The 18,758-nt window shown below is 72.7% G+C and carries 17 protein-coding genes and 7 tRNA genes; 13 read left to right on the top strand and 11 right to left on the bottom strand.

What is annotated here, in order from left to right; genetic code table 11:
- Positions 1–787, bottom strand: a 787-nt coding sequence (locus tag FM076_RS05115) for a serine/threonine-protein kinase (RefSeq protein WP_173868731.1), incomplete at its 3' end; no start/stop codon positions are given.
- Positions 788–1,460: 673 nt separating this feature from the next.
- Between FM076_RS05115 and FM076_RS05110 the strand changes: the two genes are divergently transcribed.
- The 3 genes from FM076_RS05110 to FM076_RS05100 all read left to right on the top strand — a co-directional run bounded on the left by FM076_RS05110 (position 1,461) and on the right by FM076_RS05100 (position 4,478).
- Positions 1,461–1,670 (top strand): hypothetical protein, encoded by a 210-nt coding sequence (locus FM076_RS05110; protein ID WP_173868730.1) that lies wholly within the window; start codon positions 1,461–1,463, stop codon positions 1,668–1,670.
- A gap of 1,073 nt (positions 1,671–2,743) precedes the next feature.
- The gene (locus FM076_RS05105) at positions 2,744–4,114 is read left to right on the top strand and encodes a phosphotransferase family protein (protein ID WP_345944893.1); all 1,371 of its coding nucleotides are present in this window, start codon (positions 2,744–2,746) and stop codon (positions 4,112–4,114) included.
- 73 nt (positions 4,115–4,187) lie between these two features.
- Entirely contained in the window at positions 4,188–4,478 is a 291-nt protein-coding gene (locus FM076_RS05100; protein ID WP_173868729.1) for a zf-TFIIB domain-containing protein, read from the top strand.
- 115 nt (positions 4,479–4,593) lie between these two features.
- Here FM076_RS05100 and FM076_RS05095 read toward each other — a convergent pair.
- The 5 genes from FM076_RS05095 to FM076_RS05075 form a co-directional block, all read right to left on the bottom strand.
- Positions 4,594–4,668 (bottom strand) — tRNA-Val (locus FM076_RS05095).
- Position 4,669: 1 nt separating this feature from the next.
- Positions 4,670–4,741 (bottom strand) — tRNA-Val (locus FM076_RS05090).
- 56 nt (positions 4,742–4,797) lie between these two features.
- Positions 4,798–4,869 (bottom strand) — tRNA-Val (locus FM076_RS05085).
- Position 4,870: 1 nt separating this feature from the next.
- Positions 4,871–4,944 (bottom strand) — tRNA-Cys (locus tag FM076_RS05080).
- Positions 4,945–4,979: 35 nt separating this feature from the next.
- A tRNA-Gly gene (locus FM076_RS05075) sits at positions 4,980–5,052 on the bottom strand.
- A gap of 151 nt (positions 5,053–5,203) precedes the next feature.
- On the opposite strand from FM076_RS05075, the gene FM076_RS05070 reads away from it, so the two are divergent.
- The 3 genes from FM076_RS05070 to FM076_RS05060 are packed head-to-tail and all read left to right on the top strand — an operon-like array spanning position 5,204 to position 8,049.
- The gene (locus FM076_RS05070) at positions 5,204–6,313 is read left to right on the top strand and encodes a chorismate-binding protein (protein ID WP_173868728.1); all 1,110 of its coding nucleotides are present in this window, start codon (positions 5,204–5,206) and stop codon (positions 6,311–6,313) included.
- Between the two features lie 22 nt (positions 6,314–6,335).
- The gene (locus FM076_RS05065) at positions 6,336–7,157 is read left to right on the top strand and encodes an aminotransferase class IV (protein ID WP_173868727.1); all 822 of its coding nucleotides are present in this window, start codon (positions 6,336–6,338) and stop codon (positions 7,155–7,157) included.
- A 40-nt stretch (positions 7,158–7,197) separates the two neighbouring features.
- Positions 7,198–8,049 carry a GNAT family N-acetyltransferase gene (locus FM076_RS05060; protein ID WP_173868726.1) on the top strand — a complete coding sequence of 284 codons (852 nt, stop codon included), beginning with the start codon at positions 7,198–7,200 and terminating at the stop codon, positions 8,047–8,049.
- A gap of 30 nt (positions 8,050–8,079) precedes the next feature.
- Here FM076_RS05060 and FM076_RS05055 read toward each other — a convergent pair whose 3' ends face one another.
- The gene (locus FM076_RS05055; protein WP_173868725.1) at positions 8,080–8,607 is read right to left on the bottom strand and encodes a DsbA family protein; all 528 of its coding nucleotides are present in this window, start codon (positions 8,605–8,607) and stop codon (positions 8,080–8,082) included.
- Positions 8,608–8,710: 103 nt separating this feature from the next.
- Here FM076_RS05055 and FM076_RS05050 point away from each other — a divergent pair, with 103 nt between their 5' ends.
- Together FM076_RS05050 and FM076_RS05045 are read left to right on the top strand one after the other, a co-directional pair.
- A complete protein-coding gene (locus FM076_RS05050; RefSeq protein WP_173868724.1) occupies positions 8,711–9,193 on the top strand; it encodes a hypothetical protein in 483 nt (160 codons plus the stop codon).
- A gap of 206 nt (positions 9,194–9,399) precedes the next feature.
- The gene (locus FM076_RS05045; protein WP_173868723.1) at positions 9,400–9,561 is read left to right on the top strand and encodes a hypothetical protein; all 162 of its coding nucleotides are present in this window, start codon (positions 9,400–9,402) and stop codon (positions 9,559–9,561) included.
- Positions 9,562–9,606: 45 nt separating this feature from the next.
- Here the strand turns inward: FM076_RS05045 and FM076_RS05040 are convergent, their stop codons facing one another.
- A complete protein-coding gene (locus FM076_RS05040; protein ID WP_173868722.1) occupies positions 9,607–10,179 on the bottom strand; it encodes a CGNR zinc finger domain-containing protein in 573 nt (190 codons plus the stop codon).
- A gap of 265 nt (positions 10,180–10,444) precedes the next feature.
- A complete protein-coding gene (locus FM076_RS05035; protein ID WP_016467747.1) occupies positions 10,445–10,858 on the bottom strand; it encodes an SsgA family sporulation/cell division regulator in 414 nt (137 codons plus the stop codon).
- A gap of 199 nt (positions 10,859–11,057) precedes the next feature.
- Here FM076_RS05035 and FM076_RS05030 point away from each other — a divergent pair, with 199 nt between their 5' ends.
- The 5 genes from FM076_RS05030 to FM076_RS05010 all read left to right on the top strand — a co-directional run bounded on the left by FM076_RS05030 (position 11,058) and on the right by FM076_RS05010 (position 14,603).
- On the top strand, positions 11,058–11,423 hold the full coding sequence (locus FM076_RS05030) for a TIGR02611 family protein (RefSeq protein ID WP_243274307.1): 366 nt from the start codon (positions 11,058–11,060) through the stop codon (positions 11,421–11,423).
- A 71-nt stretch (positions 11,424–11,494) separates the two neighbouring features.
- Positions 11,495–11,566 (top strand) — tRNA-Val (locus FM076_RS05025).
- A 173-nt stretch (positions 11,567–11,739) separates the two neighbouring features.
- A tRNA-Val gene (locus tag FM076_RS05020) sits at positions 11,740–11,811 on the top strand.
- Positions 11,812–11,991: 180 nt separating this feature from the next.
- Positions 11,992–13,974 (top strand): threonine--tRNA ligase, encoded by a 1,983-nt coding sequence (gene thrS / locus FM076_RS05015; RefSeq protein WP_173868721.1) that lies wholly within the window; start codon positions 11,992–11,994, stop codon positions 13,972–13,974.
- Positions 13,975–14,063: 89 nt separating this feature from the next.
- On the top strand, positions 14,064–14,603 hold the full coding sequence (locus tag FM076_RS05010) for an HIT family protein (protein WP_173868720.1): 540 nt from the start codon (positions 14,064–14,066) through the stop codon (positions 14,601–14,603).
- A gap of 16 nt (positions 14,604–14,619) precedes the next feature.
- On the opposite strand, the gene FM076_RS05005 is transcribed toward FM076_RS05010, so the two are convergent.
- Together FM076_RS05005 and FM076_RS05000 are read right to left on the bottom strand one after the other, a co-directional pair.
- Entirely contained in the window at positions 14,620–16,299 is a 1,680-nt protein-coding gene (locus FM076_RS05005) for a hypothetical protein (RefSeq protein ID WP_173868719.1), read from the bottom strand.
- Positions 16,300–16,447: 148 nt separating this feature from the next.
- Complete coding sequence (locus FM076_RS05000; protein WP_173868718.1) at positions 16,448–18,655, bottom strand: elongation factor G-like protein EF-G2; 2,208 nt, start codon at positions 18,653–18,655, stop codon at positions 16,448–16,450.
- Positions 18,656–18,758 lie beyond the last annotated feature (103 nt).

The raw sequence follows: 18,758 nt of genomic DNA, 5'->3' as shown, positions 1-18,758 counted from the left end.
GGGAGAGCTGGAGCGTGCTGGGCCGGTCCTCCGGGGACTTGACGAGACAGGCCCGGATCAGCGGTGCCAGCGCCGCGTGCACGGCGTCCAGCTGCGGCTCCTCGTGCACCACCCGGTAGAGCATGACCTCCGAACTGCCCTGCCCGAAGGGGGAGTCGGCCGTGGCCGCGTACGCCAGCGTGGCGCCCAGCGCGAACACGTCCGTCGCCGGTGTCACCGCCGCGCCCCGCACCTGCTCGGGCGCCAGGAACCCCGGGGAGCCCACGGCGGTGCCGACGTGGGTGAGCGTGCTGGCGCCCGTCGCCCAGGCGATGCCGAAGTCGATGATGCGGGGACCCTTGGGGGACAGCAGGATGTTCGACGGCTTCAGGTCGCGGTGGACGACGCCCGCCTCGTGGACCGCGACCAGCCCCTCGGCCAGCGCGGCACCGATCGAGGCGACCTGCGCGGCGGGCAGCGGACCGCCCTCGTTCACCTTGTCGTGCAGGGAGGGGCCGGGCACGTACTGGGTGGCGAACCAGGGGCGGTCGGCCTCCAGATCGGCCGCCACCAGCCGGGCCGTGCACCCGCCGCGGATGCGCCGCGCCGCCGAGACCTCCCGGGCGAAGCGCGAGCGGAACTCCTGGTCCTCGGCGAGGTCCGGGCGGATCACCTTCAGCGCCACCCGCTGGCCGCGCCGGTCCGAACCGAGGTAGACCACGCCCATGCCACCGGCCCCCAGGCGGCGGTGGAGCCTGAACGAGCCGACGACTCGCGGGTCCTCTCGCCGGAGCCGCATCATCGCCATGTCCGTTCCCTACCTCCGGTGTCCGGTGGGCGTGCACCCCACCTCCGGTGCCCGGTGGGGAGGCCCCACCCACTGACCGGTCCGTCTGACGAGCACAGCTTACGGACTGCCGCCGCATGCCGACGATAGGCCGCGCACGCCGCGCCAGACGGAATGTCAGAGTCCTCCCCCGCACACGAAGTAGGCGGGACGCGCCGGGCTCGCGCGCCTCCGCGCCCCGGCGCACTGCCCCCAAGCGGCATGCTCCGCCCGTGGTTTGACGGCGCGACGGACGCGAGGGCGCCCCCGGGCGCGGGCGCCTTCGCGCACTTCCCACGAGGGCCGGTTGCGGTGGTGACGGTCCGTCGGGGCCGCCCGGCGGGCGGGTGCGGTTCCGGGACGGAGTGAGCGAACTCACCCACGGGGGGAGCGTTCTCTCTCCCCCCCGGCGGAGAGGCTCCTTCCGGCTGCCGGGGGTACCCCCTGGGGGAAGACCCCGGGAAACGCGACGGCGCCTCCACCCTGGGGAGTAGTCGGGGTCGCGCCACGTCATCCTGGGGGAGGCCCCCGAGTCGGTACGCGCGCATGACGCCGCTGTGCGGCCGCTTGCCTAATGTTGTGGTCAAGCGGCGGACGCAGCACTCGTCCCCCGAGGTCACACGTCCGCCGCCCCATACGACGACAGGAGCGGATCATGGCGCACACCGCCGGGCGCACGGCGCCCAGAGGGAAGGGAAAGCTGGCGGCCCTGGCCGCTCTCGGTACCCGTCCCGGCGGGCGCCGGCATCCGCTCGTGGCAGCCGCCATGGTGCTGCCGCTCGCCGTCGTCCTCGGCTTCGTCACGGGCTGGGGCCGGATGGTGGCGACACAGGCGTCGTCCGTTGCCGGAATGCTGGGGTCCTGAGGGACCCCGGGCCCGGTGGAGCGGACCGGGTCGGGGACTTCCGGTGGTAACAGCCCCGTGGGGACGGGGGTGCGGCGGACGGCAAGAGGCCCGGGCAGCTGGGGAGCTGCCCGGGCCTCGGCATGCCCCGGACCGCCTGCCGCTTGAGGCCGCACCCCAGCTGGGACTGCCTGTCGCTTGAGGCGGCGGCCCAGCCTGGGGCCGCTTCCGGTCGGGGGCCGCTGTCGGCTTGGGGCTGCTGTCCGGCTTGGGTCGCCTTTGGCCGGGGCCGCTGTTCGGCTTGGGCTGTTATCGCCTGGGGCTTCCGCCGAGCTTGGGGCTGCTTTCGCTTTGGGGCCGCCGCCCAGCCTGGGACCGCCTTCGGCCAGGGCCGCTGTCCGGCTTGGGGTCGCGTCCGGCTTGGGCCGTCGTCGCCTGAGGCTGCCGCCCAACCGGGGGCTGCCGCCGAGCTTGGGGCCGTTGTTTTTCTGTGGCGGCCGTCCGGCTTGTGCGGCCGTCCGGCTCGGGGCCGCCCGTCGTCTGTCCGGCTGCGGACCAGCGTCCGGTCTGGGACCGCCTGCTTCGAAGCCGCCGCCGAACCTGGGGCCGGCTGTCCGCTCGGAGCCGTTGTCCGGTTCGGGCAGCCACCCGGCTCGGGGCCGCCGTCCCGCCCGGACCGCCGTCCGCCCGGCGCTCGCGTCCGCCCGGCGCTCGCCGCCCGGTTCGGGGCGTTTCCGCCCGGGAACCGCGTCCAGCCCGGCGAGCTGCTGTCCCCGGGACCGCCCGTCCGCTCGGAGCCGTCCCCACCCCGGGGTCGCGGCCCCGGGCTGGCCGGCCGGACCTGGCCCAGGAAGCACGGCGGATGGCAGCGACAGCAGCCAGCGCGCTGAGCACCGAGGACTCGACCTTCCCGACCATCCCGGGGTCGCGGCCCCGGACCGTTGCCCAGGCCGGGGAGCTGCTGTTTCCCAGGGGCATCGTCCGCCCAGGGGCCACCCGCCCTGAAGAAGTGTCGTCGCCGGGCAGCGATACGCCCGTCTGTCGTCCGTCCCGGGCCGCCGTACGCTGGCATCCCCTCCTTCAGGAGTTCTGCCGTGCCCTCATCCGACCTCCCCGTCCGCGATGCCGCGCTGTGCCGGGCACTGGCCCGGCTGGCCGGCGGGAGGGGTGGCACGGTATGGGACGAGGCGGATGGTGTGCCGGGCGACGGGACTGCCGCGCAGGTGGTGGCCGAGCGGGCGGACGGGACCGTGGTGCGCGTGGCCGGGCGGGTCGCCAAGGCCCACGCGGCGGGAACGGACCCGCGAGCCCTCGCCGTGCGGCTGGGCGCCGCGGCTGCTCCGCAGTACGCCGGGGTGCTGCTGCCCCCGGCGTACGGGGGCGGACCGGTGCCGCTCCCCGGCGGGCGGCTCGGCACCGTGTGGCCGTACGGCACTCCCGTGGACCCGCACGATCCGGCGGCCGCCCCCTGGGAGGAGGCGGGCACCCTGCTGGCCCTCCTGCACACCGCCCCCGTCCCCGCGCCGGGCGACCTCCCCGGCCCCCTCCCGCCCATGCGGGGTCCCGCGAAGGCGGCCCGCGCCCTTGTCCGCATGCGCCGCGCCATGGCCACCTCGGCCCCGATGGCGGGCCCGGGCGCCCCGGGGACGACGGACATCCCGCGCTCCCGACATGACGCCCCGCCCGGCCCCCAGGTGCGCACCCCGCCGAACTGCCCGCCCGGCACCCGACAACGCGCCCGGCCCGATGCCCCACCGCGCTCCCAGCACGACGACGGCCCGCCCGGCCCCCAGGTGCGCACCCCGCCAGGCGTCCCGTACCAATCCCCGCCCGGTGGGGCTCCGCCGGGCACGCAGGGGTGGGCGCGGGAGTCCACCTCACGGCCCGCGGTCCGGGTGCGTCTTGCCGCGGCGGCCCGTACCGTCGAGCGGGCGTGGGCCGGGCTGCCGGATTGGTGCCGGGACGAGGCTCCGTCCCCCAACACGGTCACCCTCTGTCACGGCGATTTCCATCTGGGGCAGCTCGTCCGCCACCCGGCGTCCGGGGGGCCGTGGCACCTGATCGATGTGGACGACCTCGGACTGGGCGACCCGGCCTGGGACCTGGCGCGGCCCGCGTGCTGGTACGCCGTCGGCCTCCTCCCTCAGGAGATCTGGGACCGCTTCCTCGGCGCTTATGCGCGGACCTGCCGCGCGAGGGGCGCGGCGGGCGCGACGGGCACGGCGGCCGCGGCCGGTACGGCCGGAGGACTCGCGGGGCCGGACCCCTGGCCGCTGCTGGACGCTCCCGCCCGGGCGGTGACGGTTCAGACCGCCGCGCTGGGCGTGGCCAAGGCACGTGCGGAGGGGCGGGACCTGGACGAGGCGGAGGAGGCGTGCGTGGCCGCCTGTGCCCGGATGGCGGCGCCCCCGGGCCGGGACGACCGGGGGGACCGGGCCGAACTCCCGGCCCGTCCGGGGCCGTAGGGTGGTCACGTCCGGTACCGGCCGGCCGGCGCCGGACGCCGGCGGGCGTCACCGGGCAGAGAGGAAGCAGAAGATGATGTGTCCGAAGTGCGGTGCGCACATGCAGACGTACAACCGCAGCGGCGTGCAGATAGAACAGTGCGGCAACTGCCGGGGAATCTTCCTCGACTACGGCGAACTGGAGGCCATCACCAGGCTGGAGGCCCAGTGGGCGCAGTCCGCACCCCCGCCGCCCGGCGGCCCGCAGGCGTACCCGTCGGGTCCCGCCTGGGGAGCCCCGCACCACGGCTCGCACGGTCACCACGGTCACCATGGGCATCATGGCCATCACGGGGGCTTCGGGCGGATGCTCTTCTCCTCCTGAGTCCTCTCCCGGGCGACCCGGGCCGCGTGCGGACCGCCGCACGCACGGGGCCCCGGAGGCACGAGGGTCCGCACGCACGAGGGCCCCGGCCGATGCGGCCGGGGCCCTCACGTGCTGGTGGACGATACTGGGATTGAACCAGTGACCTCTTCCGTGTCAGGGAAGCGCTCTCCCGCTGAGCTAATCGTCCGTGCGCGGTACTGGGATTGAACCAGTGACCTCTTCCGTGTCAGGGAAGCGCTCTCCCGCTGAGCTAACCGCGCTGAAGACCCGTACGGACCCGGGGTCCGATGGACGACCCGGTGTCCGGTGGGCCCGGTGGACGATACTGGGATTGAACCAGTGACCTCTTCCGTGTCAGGGAAGCGCTCTCCCGCTGAGCTAATCGTCCGTGGAGGTGGAGACGGGATTTGAACCCGTGTAGACGGCTTTGCAGGCCGTTGCCTCGCCTCTCGGCCACTCCACCACGTGCGGGGGTTCCCGGGAGGATCCCCCACATCGAGCGGACGACGAGATTCGAACTCGCGACCCTCACCTTGGCAAGGTGATGCTCTACCAACTGAGCCACGTCCGCAGGTGCCTTCCCCGGGGCGGGCCCGGGCGGTACCTTGCCCCCGAAGCGCTTGCGCGCCGCGGCGACGTGTTGAACTTTAGCGGATTCCGGGGCCAGCTCAAATTCCGTTTCCGCAGCGTGGCCGTTCAGCGGCCCCCATAGACTCGAAGCCGTGTCCGATCTGACCCCGCTCGCCCGCTTGGGCGGATATCTCGCCACCGACCTCCGCGACGTGACCAGCGACCCCGAGGCCCTCGACTCCTCGGGCTGGTGGGCCGTGGTCGCCGACTACGAGGGAGGGCTGCGCTGCGCCCGCTTCGGCGACGTACGCCGCGCGCCCCTGCCCACCCCCGTGCCGGGCCGCTGGCGGGGCCCGGCCGCCGGCAGCTGGGTCAGCTCCCTGGACCGCGCCGCGTACACGGAGGGGGTACGCCGGGTGCGCGCCGCCATCGCCGCCGGTGACGTCTACCAGGTCAACCTCTGCCGGATCCTCTCCGCCCCGCTGCCCGACCCGGCCCCGGCGGCGGGCGACATCGACCAGCTCACCGCCCGCCTCGCGCACGGCACCCCGGCGGCGTACGCGGGCACCGTCCGCCTCCCCGCGCACGGGGTCGAGATAGCCACCGCCTCCCCGGAGCTGTACCTGCGCCGCGACGGCCGGACAGTCGAGTCGGGCCCCATCAAGGGAACCGGCCCCTCCGAGGCCGACCTCGGGGACAAGGAGCGGGCCGAGAACGTGATGATCACCGACCTGGTCCGCAACGACCTCGGCCGCGTCTGCGTGCCCGGCTCCATCACCGTCCCCGCGCTGTGCGCCGCCGAGCCCTACCGGGACCTCGTCCACCTGGTCTCCACCGTCCGCGGAGAGCTGCCCGAGGCCCTGGACGTGGGGGGCTTCGGGTGGGCGCGGCTGCTGGAGGGCACCTTCCCGCCCGGTTCGATCACCGGGGCGCCCAAGTCCAGCGCCCTGCGCCTCATCGACGAGCTGGAGACCGCGCCCCGGGGCCCGTACACCGGCGGCATCGGCTGGGTCGACGCCGATCGCGGCACCGGCGAGCTGGCCGTCGGCATACGCACCTTCTGGATCGAGCGCGACCACCCCCGGCCCGTGCTGCGCTTCGGCACCGGCGCGGGGATCATCTGGGACTCCGACCCGGAGCGGGAGTGGCGCGAGACCGAGCTGAAGGCCGCGCGGCTGCTCGCGGTAGCGTCGGGGCAGTACGACAACGACATGTGCGTGCCGGAGACGGCCGGTGCGCACCCGGCGACAGAGCGGCCCTAGAGGCTCCCCGAGGTGAACGACAGTGAAGATCTGGCTCGACGGCGGACTGCGGGACGCACACAGCGCGAACGTCTCCGTGCTCGACCACGGGCTGACCGTCGGCGACGGCGTCTTCGAAACCGTCAAGGCCACTGGCGGCACCCCCTTCGCCCTCACCCGCCACCTGCGCCGCCTCGCTTCCTCCGCGCGGGGCCTCGGGCTGCCCGAGCCGGACCTGGACGAGGTGCGGCGCGCCTGCGAGGCCGTGCTCGCCGCGAACCCGATGCCCTACGGCCGGCTGCGGATCACCTACACCGGCGGCCCGTCCCCGCTCGGCTCGGACCGCGGCGAGGCGGGGCCCACCCTGGTCGTCGCCCTCGGCGAGGCGGCCCGCAGGCCGGACGCCACATCCGTGGTCACCGTCCCGTGGACCCGCAACGAGCGCGGCGCGACCACCGGGCTGAAGACCACCTCGTACGCCGAGAACGTCGTCGCGCTGGCCCGCGCCCGGCAACAGGCCGCCTCGGAGGCGCTGTTCCCCAACACGCACGGCCAACTGTGCGAGGGCACCGGCTCCAACGTCTTCGTCGTCCTCGACGGCGAAGCGCACACCCCGCCGCTCTCCTCCGGCTGCCTGGCGGGCATCACCCGCGCCCTGGTCATGGAGTGGACGGACGCGAAGGAGACCGAGCTTGGGATGGACGTCCTGGAGCGGGCCGAGGAGATCTTCCTGACCTCCAGCCTGCGCGACGTCCAGGCTGTCTCCCGCCTCGACGGCCGCCCCCTGCGGGGCGCGCCGGGGCCGGTGACCGCCAAGGCGATGCGGGTCTTCGAAGAGCGTTCCGCGGCCGACATCGACCCGTAATCGGGTGGCCGTGGCCGCCCCGTACGGGTAGAACCTCACCGTGACGACCACCCTGCGCCCGACCGGACCCGAGAGCCGGACCGCCGATGGCAGGCGTTCCCGCTCCTTCGCCCTCCACGTCAACTCCCGTCCGGTGGGCGCGGTCGAACTGGTCGGCCGCCCCGAGGAGGGGGACGGGCCCGCGTTCGGAAGGATCGCGCACCTGTATGTCGAGGAGGGCGAACGCAGGCGGGGGAGGGGCACCGTCGCGGTGCTGGCAGCCGAAGAGGTGCTGCGCGGCTGGGGCTGCACCCACGTCGAGGCGAGCGTCCCGGTGGCCGGCGGCGAGAACGCGCCGGGCGCCCACCTGCTGCCGGCGCTCGGCTACACCGAGCGCAGCCGGCACCTGGTCAAGGAGCTTCGTACGCGCCCCGGGCTGCCCCCGGGCAGCGTCCCCCGGCCCCTCACCCGGGAGGAGTTCGAGCAGTGGTGGGACAGGGGTGCGGCGACGTTCATCGACGGCCTGACGAGCCGCGGCTTCACCCGCGAGCAGGCGGCGGCCAGGGCCGAGACCTCCCGCCGGACGCTGCTGCCGGAAGGCGCCGCCTCACCCGGGGCCGCGCTGCGCGTCCTCACCCGCGACGGAACCCACGTCGGTTCCCTCTGGCTCGCCTTCGACCCGCTGCCCCGCGACGACGTGGACGCCTGGGTGTACGACGTCGTGGTGGAGCCGGAGCGGCGGGGCGAGGGGCACGGGCGCTCGCTGATGCTGGTGGCCGAACTGGAGTGCCTGGAGGCGGGCGCCCGGCGCCTTGGGCTCAACGTGTTCGCCGGCAACACCCGCGCCGGGCGGCTCTACACCTCGCTCGGCTACCAAGAGGCGGAGCGCTTCTACGTCAAGACACTGCTGTGAGGGACCGCGGCGGCCGGCTCCGCCGGAGGATCAGCCCTTCAGGAGCCGGTCGGCGATCTCCTCGATGCGCTCCCGCAGCCCCTCCTGGCTCTTGCCGCCGTCCAGCCGCTGCCCGTCGATGACGTACGTGGGCGTGCCCGTCACCCCGATCGCCCTGCCCTCGGCCTGGTCGGCGTCCACCACCAGCAGGTGCCGGCCGTCGATCAGCGCGGTCTCGAACTCGTCCGCGTCCAGGCCCAGTTCGCGGGCCACCTCCACCAGCAGCGCCTCGCCGCGCTCGCCCAGCTCGCCGGTGCGCTCCAGCACCGCCTCGGCGTACTCGCGGCCCTTGCCCTGCTCGTACGCCTCCTCGAACGCCTGGGCGGCGGCGTAGGCGTGCTTGTGCTTGTCCAGCGGGAAGTGCCGCAGCCGGATCTCCAGCGTGTCGCCGTACCGCTCCCGCAGCGCCCGCAGGTCGTCCTGCGCCCGGTGGCAGTCCGGGCACTGGAGCTCGCACCACACGTCGAGGGTGACGCTGGACGCAGGGAGGGCGGTGCCGGAGCCGGTGGTGTTGTCCATGCCTCCAGTCTCTCAGCCGAGAGGAGGGCGCCCGACCCGGAGATGTCCCTGAACCTGGGCGCGACCGTGGCACCCGCCGCCCGTGCGGTGCCACGATGGAGACATGTTCACCACGACCGTCTGCGCCGCGCTCTCCGCGGCGGGCCTCGCCGTCGCCTTCCTCACGGCATGGCGCCGCCGCTTCGCCGCCGCGACGCGCATCGCCGCCGTCGCGCTGGTGCCGGTCGGGCTGGCCATGTCCGGGCTGGTCGGCCTCGGCGGCAAGATCGGCAGGGCGTTCGGCGGCTGGGCGGCCGATCTGGTGCTCAAGCCGACCGTGTGGGCGGGCTTCGCCGTGCTGGCCTGCGCCGTCGTCCTGTGGATCGTCGGGCGCGCCGCCGCCCGCAGATCGGCGGGCAGGCCACGCGGATCCGCCGCGGAGCGGAAGCGGGGCGCGCCCCCGGCCGCCGAGCCGTCCGCCACGGCCCCGGCGCTGGGCCCCTCGCGGACCGGCCGGCCCCGGGGCGGCCCGGAGAAGTCCCCGGCGTCCGGCACCGGTGAGGACTTCTCCGACATCGAGGCCATCCTCAAGAAGCACGGCATCTGACAGCGGGCAGGACTCCTCGTCCGAGCACGCACGGCTTCTCCGGCCACGGTCCCGGCCCGCCGTTCCCCGAGGTCTCCGGCCCGCCGCCGAGCGCCCCCGCGCGGTAACACGGCGGCACGGTCAACGCGTGATCTTCCGGGGAACACCACCGGAAAGGGGCGGGCCGGCCCGGGGGCGGGGGGTGTCTGCGACATGATCGCGGCGAGATGGACACGACGCCGAACTCCGCAGTCGAGCTCGACGAGCTGCCGCCCCCCGAGCCCAAGGGATGCCTGTACGCGCTCTCCCAGCCGCCGCTGATGCTGTTCCTCGCCGTGATCGCCGTGCTGATCGGCGCGGCGGGCGCCCACGATCTGCTCTTCCTGTGAAGCCGGCTCCCCCCTCCCGCGGCCTCCCACCGGGGGCCGGCGCCCTCAGCCCTGCGACGCGGTCTCGGCCGACTCGCGCTGCCGGGCGCGGTAGGCGGCGACATGGAGCCGGTTGCCGCAGGTGCGGCTGTCGCAGTAGCGGCGGGAGCGGTTGCGCGACAGGTCGACGAAGGCGCGGCGGCAGTCCGGCGCCTCGCAGCGCCGCAGCCGGTCGCGCTCGCCGGAGACGAGGACGAAGGCCAGGGCCATGCCGCAGTCGGCGGCCAGGTGCTGGGCGACCGACGCCCCGGGCGCGAAGTAGTGGACGTGCCAGTCGTAGCCGTCGTGGTCGGTCAGCTGCGGCGTCGTCCCGGCCTCCGCGACCAGCGCGTTGATCAGCCCGGCCGCCGTCCGGCTGTCCTGCGCCGCGAACACCTGCGCGAAGCGCTCCCGCACCTCGCGCACGGCCCGCAGATCGTCCTCGGTGAGCGAGCCGACCCCGCTGACGTCGTTGCGCTCCACGTAGGTACGCAGGTCCGCCACGGTCACCAGCGAGTCGGGGGTGTCGCCGTCCGCCATGGTGTTCAGCAGCTCGACCGCCTGGTCGAGCGCGCACCGGGTGTCGTGGTTGATCTGCACGGGCCGCTCCTGCCGTGTCCGGGAACATCCTCCGGCCTGGCGGAGAGCCTAGTCGCTCAGCCCCGCAGGGGAGCCGTCGTTCCCGGAGCCGCGACCCCACCGTGGCCGCGCGTGGGGACTGCGTCACGCAGCGACGCCGCCGCCGCGTACGAGTACGCGGCGGCGGCGTCGCAGTGTGCCGTTACACGAAGCGGTGCCGTGGCACACGGCTGCCGGGCCCGTCGGCCGTCGCCCCGAGTCGGACGGCCGGCGGGAACCGGCGGTCTCAGCTCTCGGCGAGGATGTGCGAGAGCTCCGTGTCGAGGTCGAAGTGTCGGTGCTCGGTACCGGGCGGCACGGCCGCGTCGGTACGCTTCAGGAAGGATTCCAGTGCCCGCGCCGGGGCCTCGAGCAGGGCCTCACCCTCCGGGGAGCTGAGGGCGATGCACGCCACGGCCTGACCGTGGCTGCGGGACGGCCAGACTCGGACGTCCCCGGTGCCTGTGGGCCGGTGCAGCCCCTCGGCGAGGAGGTCGCGGGCGAAGACCCATTCCACGGTCTCCTCGGCACCGGTGTGGAAGGTGGCATGCACGGCGTAGGGGTCCGCCGTGTCGTACCGCAGGCCCGCTGGTACAGGCAGCGAGGACTCGCTCGAAACAACGAGGCGCAGGTGCAGCTCGCAGCTCACCGTTGTGTTCATAAGCGCCAGGGCCTTTCGCTCAGTGTGCGCTCGGGGATTCGCACGTCGGCGACATCGACATGCCACCTACGCGCCGGTTGTAAACCCCTCTGACCGATTCGCCCGGAATCGAATCCTTCATACGGCTCCTGTAGGTTTGAGGAATGCGTCCGAACGAGTGAACGCCCCTGACCGAAAGAGGTTGGGTACCTTGTCCCTCATGAGTGCGGAGAGTGACGAAATGCCACTTGCTACCCGCGAGGAAAAGCCGCTTGGCTCCCGAGCGCCGAACTTCATCCAGGCGTCCCGCCCGCTGCACCTGAGCTGGCGCGTCGGGATCTTCCTGGTCGGCCTGGCGATCGTGGTCGCCGGAGTCATCATGCTGCCCCTCCCGGGGCCCGGATGGCTGGTGATCTTCGGCGGCATGGCCGTGTGGGCGACCGAGTTCGTCTGGGCGCAGCACGTCCTGCGGTGGACCAAGCGCAAGTACCACGAGGGCACCGAGTGGCTGAAGGAGCGCCGGGCGGCCCGCAAGGAGCGCAAGGCCGCGAAGACGGCCGGGCGCGAGGCGGGGCGGACGCCCTGACGGCGGAGCGGAAGCCCCGGCGGTGGTGGTCGGAAGCACCCTTTGACATGCGGTAATGTTGTGCGCGCCGAGGGCGATTAGCTCAGCGGGAGAGCGCTTCGTTCACACCGAAGAGGTCACTGGTTCGAACCCAGTATCGCCCACGCCGTACGCCGGGGCCCGGAAGTGATCAGCTTCCGGGCCCCGGTTGCGTCGGGTGCGCTCCCGCCGGGGCCCGGCGCCCTCCCGGTGGGCCCCGTGCGGAAGGGGTTTGGATGAAGTCCGCGGCGCACTGTATGGTTCTGTCCGTGCCGCCGGGCGACCGGCGGAGCACCGGGGGCGATTAGCTCAGTGGGAGAGCGCTTCGTTCACACCGAAGAGGTCACTGGTTCGAACCCAGTATCGCCCACCGCGAGTTGGTGCAAGAGCACCACGAAGGCCGGACCGTCCACGACGGTCCGGCCTTCTGGTTTACCTCGCCGTTTCGCGGCCGGGGGCCGCGGCTCGGTACGATTCCACGGCGCGGCGCGTGCCCGCGCTCACATCGCGGCGTCGGCCGCGTACCCCAGGTGAGAGTCAGGAGAGACCGGTGTCAGATGTCCGTGTGACCATCCAACGCGATTCCGAGCGGGAAGAGCGCGTGGTGACGACGGGCACTACGGCCGCCGCGCTCTTCGAGGGCGAGCGCTCCGTCGTCGCCGTACGCGTGGGCGGCGAACTCAAGGACCTCGCCTACGAGCCCGCCGACGGCGACGAGATCGAGCCCGTCGGGATCAGCAGCGAGGACGGGCTCGCCATCCTGCGCCACTCCACCGCACACGTGATGGCGCAGGCCGTCCAGGAGCTCTTCCCCGAGGCCAAGCTCGGCATCGGCCCGCCCATCAAGGACGGCTTCTACTACGACTTCGATGTCGCCGAGCCCTTCACGCCCGAGGACCTCAAGCGCATCGAGAAGAAGATGCAGCAGATCCAGAAGCAGGGCCAGCGCTTCTCGCGCCGCGTCACCACCGACGAGGACGCCCGCGAGGAACTGGCGGACGAGCCGTACAAGCTGGAGCTGATCGGCCTCAAGGGCAACGCGGCGAACGCCGCCGAGGGCGCCTCCGCCGAGGTCGGCTCCGGCGAGCTGACCATCTACGACAACCTCGACGCCAAGACCGGCGAGCTGTGCTGGAAGGACCTGTGCCGGGGCCCGCACCTGCCCTCCACCCGGCTGATCCCCGCCTTCAAGCTGATGCGCTCGGCCGCCGCCTACTGGCGCGGCAGCGAGAAGAACCCGCAGCTCCAGCGGATCTACGGCACCGCGTGGCCGAGCAAGGACGAGCTCAAGCAGTACCTGGAGTTCCTCGCCGAGGCCGAGAAGCGCGACCACCGCAGGCTCGGCTCGGAGCTGGACCTCTTCTCCTTCCCCGAGGAGATCGGCCCCGGCCTCGCGGTCTTCCACCCCAAGGGCGGCGTCGTCCGCAGGGTGATGGAGGACTACTCGCGGCGGCGGCACGAGGATGCGGGCTATGAGTTCGTGAACACCCCGCACATCTCGAAGGAGAAGCTCTTCGAGACCTCCGGACACCTGCCGAGCTATGGGGAGAACATGTTTCCTCCCCTGGAGTTCGACGAGCAGAACTACCGCCTCAAGGCGATGAACTGCCCGATGCACAATCTGGTCTTCAAGGCGCGCGGGCGCTCGTACCGGGAATTGCCTCTGCGCCTGTTCGAGTTCGGCACCGTCTACCGCTACGAGAAGTCCGGCGTCGTGCACGGTCTGACCCGCTCGCGCGGCTTCACCCAGGACGACTCGCACATCTACTGCACCAAGGAGCAGATGGCGGGGGAGCTGGACAACCTGCTCACCTTCGTCCTGGATCTGCTGCGCGACTACGGCCTGAACGAGTTCGAGCTGGAGCTGTCCACCCGCGACCCCGAGTCGGACAAGTTCATCGGCACGGACGAGGTGTGGGAGGAGGCCACCGACGCCCTGCGCCAGGCGGCCGAGAAGCAGGGGCTGCCGCTGGTACCCGACCCGGGCGGCGCCGCGTTCTACGGGCCGAAGATCTCCGTGCAGGCCAAGGACGCGATCGGCCGCTCGTGGCAGATGTCCACGATCCAGGTCGATTTCAACCAGCCGGCCCGGTTCGGCCTGGAGTACACCGCCGCCGACGGCTCCCGGCAGCAGCCCGTCATGCTGCACCGCGCCCTCTTCGGCTCGATCGAGCGCTTCTTCGCCGTCCTGCTGGAGCACTACGCGGGTGCCTTCCCGGCGTGGCTGGCCCCGGTGCAGGCCGTCGGAATCCCGATCGGCGACGACCACGTGCCGTATCTGAGGGAGTTCGCCGGCGCCGCGAAGGCCAAGGGGTTGCGGATGGAGGTCGACTCCTCGTCGGACCGGATGCAGAAGAAGATCCGCAACGCCCAGCGCGCGAAAATCCCGTTCATGGTGATCGCCGGCGATGATGATGTCGCGAACGGTGCTGTGTCCTTCCGCTACCGGGACGGGTCCCAGAAGAACGGCATCCCGCAGGAGCAAGCGATCGCGGAGATCCTGGACGCCGTGGAGCGCCGCATCCAGGTGTGAGCGCGACGGTGTGCGACGGTGAGGAGGGGGCGGCCCCGGGGCCGCCCCCTCCTCGTGTCAGAGGCTCCCAGGCGCATAAGCTGGCAGACATGACCAGTGAGCCGGAGCAGCAGATCGGAGTGGGGACGCCGGACGCGTTCCAGCGCCTGTGGACCCCCCATCGGATGGCCTACATCCAGGGCGAGAACAAGCCGAGCGGCCCCGGGGCCGAGGACGGCTGCCCGTTCTGCTCCATCCCGGAGAAGTCCGACGAGGACGGGCTGATCGTCGCCCGCGGCGAGCACGTCTACGCGGTGCTCAACCTGTACCCCTACGCCGGCGGGCACCTGCTGATCGTTCCCTTCCGGCACATCGCGGACTACACCGAGACCGACGAGGGCGAGACCGCCGAGATGGCCGGGTTCACCAAGCACGCGATGACGGTGCTGCGCCGCGTCTCCGGGGCGCACGGCTTCAACCTGGGCATGAACCAGGGCTCCGTCGCCGGTGCCGGTATCGCCGCGCACCTGCACCAGCACGTGGTGCCCCGCTGGGGCGGTGACAGCAACTTCATGCCGGTGGTCGGCCACACCCGCGTGCTGCCCCAGTTGCTGGCCGACACGCGGGCGATGCTGGCCGAGGCGTGGTGACCCCGCACGCGGCCCGTCACGCGTCGTAGACGTCCGCCTTCATCGGCTTGGCGTCCTGCACCGCCGCGCTGAGGTTCAGGGAGCGGCTGCCGAACTTCTCCACGTTGCAGCCGTTCTCCTCCAGCACCTTGAGGGCGGCGGCGTGGACGACCCGCAGCACCGGGGTGGCGGCCCGCATGGCGTCGTCGGCCATGAAGCGGTGCCGCCACGGCTGCTTCGCCCAGGCGTGCCGCAGTCCGAACGGCTCGGGCAGCGAGAGCTTGCCGCCGAGGAAGTCCAGCACGGGCGGGAACCAGGTGAAGGGGGCGCGGGCGCTGAGGCGCACGACCTCGTTCGTCTCCACCAGCGGCAGGTTGACCGTGCGGGTCTCCCAGAACTTGACGCTCTTGGAGACCTCCTTGGTCTTGGCCTTCGGCCCGCTGGTGAACAGCCCGTCCACCGGGCCGAGTGCGTGACCGGTGACCTCGATGCGCAGCGTGTGGTGCAGCACGGTGACGCTGATCAGCAGGGTGATGACCAACTGGCCGTCCCACAGCACGAACTGGACGCCCAGGTAGTGCCGGTTGCCGGCGCCGAACTGCTGCTCGTTGCAGATGCGCTGTATCTCGAAGTCCTTGATGCGGTAACCGTCGACCTCCTGGCCCTCGGGGCGCTTGACCGCCTTGGCGCCCTCGGCGATGGGGGAGACGATCCAGTGCCGTATCGAGGGGGTGGGGAAGCCGCCGGTGTGCAGGGGGCCGCGCTCCAGCATGCGGAGCTGGTCGTGGATGGCGCGGATGACGTCCCAGCTGCGGAACGGGTGGATGTCCTCGCCCTCGCGGGCCGGGACCAGCTCCTCGGCGAGCTGCCAGCTGCCCCAGCGAGTGCCCATGCCGAGTATGCCCTTGGGGCCCGCGTAGTAGACGAGGTTGCTGGCCTGCTCGGCGGCCACCTTGGCGAGGCCCAGGCGGATGCGCTCCGCGCCGGCGTCGCCGGGGTCCTGCGGGACCGCCTCCGGGATCTTGGCGCCGACGCCGGCGCCGCCCAGCAGGCTCTCCCAGCGGCCGCGCAGGTCCTTGGCGTAGCGTTCGCAGATCTGCTTGGCCCAGACGCCGCCGATGACAGGGGCGACCAGCATGGCGCGCAGATAGACGCCCCAGAAGCCGCTGAACGGCAGTTTGACGGCGAAGAGCACCACCAGCGCGCCGACGGCGACCAGTACCACCATGCCGAGTGCCCCGGCGCGCCGGTCCTTGGAGCCGGCGAGCATCCGGCGCAACTGGAAGGCGAACAGCCACAGCACCACACCGGGCAGGAAGAGCAGCCCGAAGAGCACCATGACCAGGGACAGTCGCGCGTCGCGCTGTTTGCGTACACGGGTGGCCGCCAGACAGTGCTCGACGACCGTCTGCGGCTCGATGCCGAAGGACTGGATGAGCGGGGCTCGCGCCCCGCCGAGCAGCCGTGTCTGGACGGCGCGTGCGAACGCCTCGCCGAGATTGGGCTCGAACAGCGCGATCTTGGGTTTCTTGAAGCTCGCCTCGGGGTTGGCCGCGATGAGCTTCTCTATCTCGTCGTCGCGGTAGGCGGCCGAGGCCAGGGCCTGGGTAGCGGCCGTCTGTCCGCTCTGGCCGGGACCGGACAGCGGGATCTGGGCGCCTGGGGAGAAGTCGGACGCCGCGTCGGTCTGACTGCTGAGGTCGTCGAATCCGGCCACTGGGCCCCCACTCCGCTCGGATCTGGCTGGGCGGCGCTCGCCGGGACGGCGGGAACCGGCGAAAAGTGCCGCCGACCACGACGGCTTCCCAACTGCCGTGGTCGGCACACATCTTGCCTCAGCCGAACCCGTCCGAGCGACCGCCGTCTCAGCGACCTGCGGCCGTGCCGCCCTCCGCTTCCAGGACGCGGGCGGCCTGCTGCTGGGGCATCGGCTCATGCCGCGCGTACGCACGGGAGAAGCGGCCGGTGCCGTGCGACATGGAGCGCAGGTCCACCGCGTACCGGCTCATCTCGATCTCGGGGACGCAGGCGCGCACCACCGTGCTGCCCGCGTCCGCCTGTTCGGTTCCCAGCACCCGGCCGCGCCGTGAGGACAGGTCGCTCATCACGGCGCCCACGTAGTCGTCGGGGACGGTGACCTCCACGTCGGCCACCGGTTCCAGCAGGAGGGTCCTCGCCTGGGCCGCGCACTCGCGCAGGGCCAGTGCGCCCGCCGTCTGGAAGGCCGCGTCGGAGGAGTCGACGGAGTGCGCCTTGCCGTCGAACAGTGTCACGCGGACGTCCACCAGCGGGTAGCCGGAGGTGACGCCCCTGGCGGCCTGGGCGCGGACGCCCTTCTCCACCGAAGGGATGAACTGGCGGGGCACCGCGCCGCCCACGACCTTGTCGACGAACTCGATCCCGGAGCCGCCCGGCAGCGGCTCCACGGTGATCTCGCAGATCGCGAACTGCCCGTGCCCGCCCGACTGCTTGACGTGCCTGCCGCGTCCGGTGGCGGGCTGGGCGAACGTCTCGCGCAACGGCACCTTGTGGGGGACGGTGTCCACCTGCACGCCGAAGCGCGAGCGCAGCCGTTCCAGGGCGACTTCGCGGTGCGCCTCGCCCATGCACCACAGGACGAGCTGATGGGTGTCCGGGTTCTGCTCCAGCCGCATCGTCGGGTCCTCGGCCACCAGCCGGGCCAGCCCCTGGGAGAGCTTGTCCTCGTCCGCCTTGCTGTGCGCCTCGATGGCGACGGGCAGCAGCGGGTCGGGCATCGTCCAGGGAGCCATGAGCAGTGGCGCCTCCTTGGCGGAGAGGGTGTCGCCGGTCTCGGCGCGGCCGAGCTTGGCCACGCACGCCAGGTCGCCGGCGATGGCCGCTTCCAGGACCCGCTGCTGCTTGCCGAAGGGCGCGGACAGCGCGCCGACGCGCTCGTCGACGTCGTGGTCCTCGTGGCCCCGGTCCGCCATGCCGTGCCCGGAGACGTGCACGGTCTCGTCGGGGCGCAGGGTGCCGGAGAAGACGCGGACGAGGGAGAGGCGGCCGACGTAGGGGTCGGAGGAGGTCTTGACGACCTCGGCGACGAGGGGGCCCGCCGGATCGCACGTCAGGGCGGGCCTCGGCGCGCCGTCCGGGGTGGTGACCGGGGGGATGCCGTGCTCCTCCGGGGTGGGGAAGCCGCCCGTGATCAGCTCCAGCAGCTCCACGGTGCCCAGCCCCTGCCGGCTGCCGTCCCCGGCGGGCGCGGCGGCCAGCACGGGGTGGAAGACGCCGCGGGCCACCGCCTTCTCCAGGTCCTCGATGAGGGTCTTGACGTCGCACTCCTCGCCGCCGAGGTAGCGGTCCATCAGGGTCTCGTCCTCGCTCTGCGCGATGATGCCCTCGATCAGCCGGTTCCTCGCCTCCCGCATCGGCGGCAGCTGGCCGTCGTCGAGGGCGCGTTCGGTGCGCTGTCCGCCGCTGTAGTCGAACAGCCGCTGGGAGAGCAGTCCGACCAGGCCGGTGACCGGCGCTGTGCCGTCCGAGCGGCGTTCGCCGAGCGCGGGCAGGTAGAGCGGGAGGACGGCGTCGGGGTCGGTGCCGCCCAGCTCCCGCCGGCACACCTCGGTCATCTCCTCGAAGCCGGCCCGGGCCGCGTCCAGGTGGGTGACGACGATGGCCCGGGGCATCCCCACCGCGGCGCACTCCTGCCAGACCAGGCGGGTCGCACCGTCCACCCCGTCGGCGGCCGAGACGACGAAGAGGGCGGCATCCGCCGCCCTCAGGCCCGCCCGCAGCTCGCCGACGAAGTCCGCGTAGCCGGGGGTGTCCAGGAGGTTGACGCGGATGCCGTTCCAGGCGACCGGCACCAGCGAGAGCTGTACGGAGCGCTGCTGGCGGTGCTCGATCTCGTCGTAGTCGGACAGGGAGGTGCCGTCCTGCACCCGGCCGGGCCGGGTGAGCGCACCCGAGGCGAGGGCGAGGGACTCGACCAGAGTCGTCTTGCCGGCTCCGCTGTGGCCGACCAGTACCACGTTCCGTATCGACGCGGGGTGGTCGGCCGCCGCTGCCCTGCCGGCGGCTCCGGGGTGTGCGTTCGCTTTGTCGGCCATGTGTCCCGCCTTCCGGTCGTCACCTGCTGGAGCGCGCTGGAGGGGCCGAGGGGTCGCGAAGACCACCGGTGCTTTCGAGCTTTCCACCGCTGCCGTGAGGCGT

The organism is Streptomyces albus subsp. chlorinus (assembly GCF_013302895.1).
GTDB classification, from domain to species: domain Bacteria; phylum Actinomycetota; class Actinomycetes; order Streptomycetales; family Streptomycetaceae; genus Streptomyces; species Streptomyces chlorinus.
Note: the sequence above shows the minus strand (reverse complement) of the source record. Positions and strands in the feature narration are given on the sequence as shown.

Coding starts and splice junctions, on each gene's coding strand:
- FM076_RS05110 (WP_173868730.1), top strand. CDS start 1,461: ATGGCGCACACCGCCGGGCGCACGGCGCCCAGAGGGAAGGGAAAGCTG.
- FM076_RS05100 (WP_173868729.1), top strand. CDS start 4,188: ATGATGTGTCCGAAGTGCGGTGCGCACATGCAGACGTACAACCGCAGC.
- FM076_RS05055 (WP_173868725.1), bottom strand. CDS start 8,607: ATGGACAACACCACCGGCTCCGGCACCGCCCTCCCTGCGTCCAGCGTC.
- FM076_RS05050 (WP_173868724.1), top strand. CDS start 8,711: ATGTTCACCACGACCGTCTGCGCCGCGCTCTCCGCGGCGGGCCTCGCC.
- FM076_RS05045 (WP_173868723.1), top strand. CDS start 9,400: ATGGACACGACGCCGAACTCCGCAGTCGAGCTCGACGAGCTGCCGCCC.
- FM076_RS05035 (WP_016467747.1), bottom strand. CDS start 10,858: ATGAACACAACGGTGAGCTGCGAGCTGCACCTGCGCCTCGTTGTTTCG.
- FM076_RS05030 (WP_243274307.1), top strand. CDS start 11,058: ATGAGTGCGGAGAGTGACGAAATGCCACTTGCTACCCGCGAGGAAAAG.
- FM076_RS05010 (WP_173868720.1), top strand. CDS start 14,064: ATGACCAGTGAGCCGGAGCAGCAGATCGGAGTGGGGACGCCGGACGCG.
- FM076_RS05000 (WP_173868718.1), bottom strand. CDS start 18,655: ATGGCCGACAAAGCGAACGCACACCCCGGAGCCGCCGGCAGGGCAGCG.